Below are 3,529 nucleotides of genomic sequence, written 5' to 3' on the forward strand. Positions count from 1 at the left end.
CGGTAAGTGACGGGTATGAAAAACAACCCCAAAAAAGAGCATCGAAGCCTTGTCTTTTACTGACCTACGATTTCCATAATCTTCCTGACGATGTCCCTCCCCGCCAGTGGCCGGGCTATTCTTTTCGCCACCCCCAGGAGGCGATCCCTCTCCTCGCGGGAAGAAAGAAGGTTCTCGGCTTTTTCGACGGCGAGTCGGTAGTCGAAGAGGGTCCTGGCCGCCCCACGATCGAGGAGGTAATCGCTGTTGCGCTGCTCCTGACCCGGTATGGGGTCGGTGATCACTATGGGAGTCCCCATGCAGAGGGCTTCCGAGGTGGAAAGCCCGCCGGGTTTCATGAAGATGATGTCCGCCGAGGCGTAGCGGTAGGGCATATCATCCACAAAGCCGTGGACGCGTAAATCCGGCCGCCCGGTGAATCTTTCCCCGATGGATTCCCGGACCTTCTCGTTGGTCCCGCAGATCACCTCTGTTGCGAAACCACCTTCCACAAGGGAGGTCATCACTTCCTCGATGGGGCCGACGCCAATCCCCCCTCCCATTACGAGGGCGACCTTCTCGTCCATGGCCAGGTCGAGGCGTCGGCGGGACTCTTCTTTACCGGGGGGCGAGACGTAAACAGGGTCCACGGGGATCCCCGTCGGGAAGACCTTGCCGGGCGGCAAGCCGTCGGCCAGGTACTGTTGGAGGGTCTCGTCGCTGGAGACGAACCAGGCCGAGAAAGAGGGGTTTCGGTGGAAGACATGGCTCAGGAAGTCGGTGTTGACATAGCAGACGGGCACGCCGGGGGCGAAAGCATCCGCGACGGCGGCGGCCCCGAAAAAGTGGGTGAAAAGGATGGCGTCGGGGGAAAAGGATGAGAGGGCCTTTTTCAGCCCCAGGAGGTTCAGTTTTTCCGTCAGTTCTCCCAGGGTGGCTATCACGCCGTTTCTCGTTTCAGGGTCGTCGGTGGTCTCGTAGAAGTAGCCCCAGAGGTGGGGCATGTGACTCACCATCTCGAGGTAGGACCTGGTGTAGACACCCCTCACCAGGGGCAGTGCGAAGGAGAGCGTGTCCAGGCAAAGGACCTGAGAGTCGGGAACCTCCCGGTGGAACCACTTCTCCAGTGCCAAGGCCGCACTCTTGTGGCCGGTCCCGACCGACGCATAGAGGAGAGCGACTCGAAAGGACAAGGCCTCACCTCCCGGGTTCACTTCTTTTCTTCCATGGCTTGCTTCAGCAGGTCGCCCAGCGACAGCCCCGAGGGGGCGTCGGACTCCAGGATGGATCTCACCGCCGATACCAGCGAATCGCGGATCTCCTCGGGCCTGTAATGGGGCGGAAAATAAAGTCCCGCCGAGTCGCCATGGCCACCCCCGCGGACCTTCCTGCCATCCCGGAGCAACCCCGTAACCCTCCCCGCAAAACCCTCCCTGCTCCTGAGGGAGACGGCCCAGTCGCCGGCGGGGCGCCTGCTGAGGACCGCCACCAACCTGGGAGGTGACTCCATCCGGTCCAGGACAAGGCCGCAAAAATCCGAGACATCGCCAAACTCCAGGGCGCCCGGGCCGACAAAGAGCAGGTCTTCACCGGAGCGCAGTGCCTTCTCAAGGGCCAGGCCAAACCGCCTCTCCTGCTCCTGGACAAAGGCCTCGGTGAAGGACCTCTCATCGGGGCTCAATTCGGGGGAGGGGTCGTCGATCAAGCGGGCCAAGACCGCCCAAGGACCGCAGAGGGTGACCAGGGCCTGCCAAAGCCTGCTCTCAGGGATCTTGTTGAGCCAAAGGTCGCGGTCGTTGGCTATCTCCACGATCCCCTCCAGGCGGCCCAGCCGATCTCGCTCTTCGCCGGCGACCTTATCCATGAGCCACCGGTAATAGACCCTGGCGGCGCAGTGATTCACGTCGACATGGACCCAGGGCCTGTTCCCGTAGCGTTCCAGCGTGCTCTGGTGGTGATCGAAGAGGAAGGGGGGGTCACCCAGGGTGAAGGAGCGGTCGATCTCGTCCACCGTTTGGGGCTTCTGGCAGAAAAGATCCAGCACTACGAGCGGTTCACCCCTGGAGAGAGAATCCAATACCAGGAAGTCCACCTCACCGTAACCGACCAGGGAGAGCCTGACGGGGCTCATCCCGGGGCGGCCGTGGGTCCAGGCTACAGCGGCCGCTGTCACGCCGTCGAGATCAGTATGGCTTATCACGTGAAGGCCGGCACGACTCATCGGGAGGACTCCCTTCTCAGCCCGGAAGGAAACCGCGCCATGGAGGGCACGAGTGGGCTATCAACATTATAGGCCAGAAATCCACCACCGATGTGAATAGGAATGCTAATAACTTGTAAGCCCAGGAGGGGCAGATTTGTTACGGTTGGTCAAATTAAACTTTTTTATGACCCGATCAGGAATATCCACCACCCGATGGCTTTTTCACCCTTTCCCTGAATTATGAACTAAATGTGGATATGTGGATAAAACTTGTGGATTCAAATATGGTAATATTATCTTCGCTGTCGATCCAAAAAGGTCGCGAGGTGAGCCCCTTGCATGAAAATACCGATCGTGTCTGGAGAGAGATCCTCGAGATAGCCGAGGAGAATTTGCCCAAGGGCGCCACGGATATCTGGCTCAAGACATGCCTTCCCACCTCCCTGGAGGGCAAGGTCCTTACGCTGGATGTCCCCAACGTTTTCGTGAGGGAGCAGATCCAGTCGAGGTTCATCGAGAAGCTCACCGCCCTGGCCGTACAGAAGGATCTTGCCGAAAAGATCATCCTCGAGGTTGGAGGCGGCGCCAAGAAGGACGAGATCAAGCGGGCCGAGCGCATCTCCAGGGAAACGGAGAGGCCCAGGAACGGCCTCAACCCTGACTACCAGTTCGACTCCTTCGTGGTGGGCAAGTCCAACCGGCTCGCCCACGCCGCCAGCCTTGCCGTGGCCGAATCACCCGGCATCGCCTACAACCCTCTCTTTTTCTGGGGAGGCGTCGGCCTGGGAAAAACCCACCTCCTTCACGCCATAGGCAACTTCGTCGCCAGGCACAACGAGGGGATAAAGATCTCCTATATCAGTTCCGAGAAGTTCATCAACGAATTCATCCTCTCCATCCAGAACAACAAGACCCATGAATTCAAGCAAAAGTATCGCGGGGTGGACGTCCTGCTCATCGACGACATTCACTTCCTCGCCAACAAGGAGAGCACCCAGGAGGAGTTCTTCCACACCTTCAACAGCCTCCACGACGCCAAGAAGCAGATCGTCCTCACCTCGGACAAGCCGCCCAAGGACATCCACAACATCGAGGAACGCCTGGTCAGCCGTTTCGAGTGGGGGCTGGTCACGGACATACAGCCCCCCGACCTCGAAACCAGGATAGCCATCCTGAAAAAGAAGGCCGCGCTGAAGAACTACTTCATCCCCGACGACGTGGTGGACTTTCTTGCCCAGAACATCCCCAGCAACATCCGCGAGCTGGAGGGTTCCCTGAACAGTGTCATGTTCTTCGCAGAATTGAATAATGAATCCGTCACCGTGGAGAACGCATCGCGATGGCTCA

General features: G+C 59.1%; 3 protein-coding genes. 1 reads left to right on the forward strand and 2 read right to left on the reverse strand.

All coding sequences use genetic code 11. The features are described 5' to 3' along the window. Positions 1 to 56 precede the first annotated feature (56 nt). Positions 57 to 1,172 carry a glycosyltransferase gene (locus GX108_02545; protein ID NLO55927.1) on the reverse strand — a complete coding sequence of 372 codons (1,116 nt, stop codon included), beginning with the start codon at positions 1,170 to 1,172 and terminating at the stop codon, positions 57 to 59. Positions 1,173 to 1,189: 17 nt separating this feature from the next. Then, on the reverse strand, positions 1,190 to 2,200 hold the full coding sequence (locus GX108_02550; protein NLO55928.1) for a phosphohydrolase: 1,011 nt from the start codon (positions 2,198 to 2,200) through the stop codon (positions 1,190 to 1,192). A gap of 266 nt (positions 2,201 to 2,466) precedes the next feature. Here GX108_02550 and dnaA point away from each other — a divergent pair. Further along, the coding region (gene dnaA / locus GX108_02555; protein NLO55929.1) for a chromosomal replication initiator protein DnaA at positions 2,467 to 3,529 on the forward strand (1,063 nt) is incomplete at its 3' end.

The sequence above is a fragment of the Thermovirga sp. genome (assembly GCA_012523215.1).
Taxonomy (GTDB): domain Bacteria; phylum Synergistota; class Synergistia; order Synergistales; family Thermovirgaceae; genus 58-81.

Excerpts from the sequence above, each read along its gene's own strand:
- GX108_02550 (NLO55928.1), bottom strand. The coding sequence starts at position 2,200 with ATGAGTCGTGCCGGCCTTCACGTGATAAGCCATACTGATCTCGACGGC.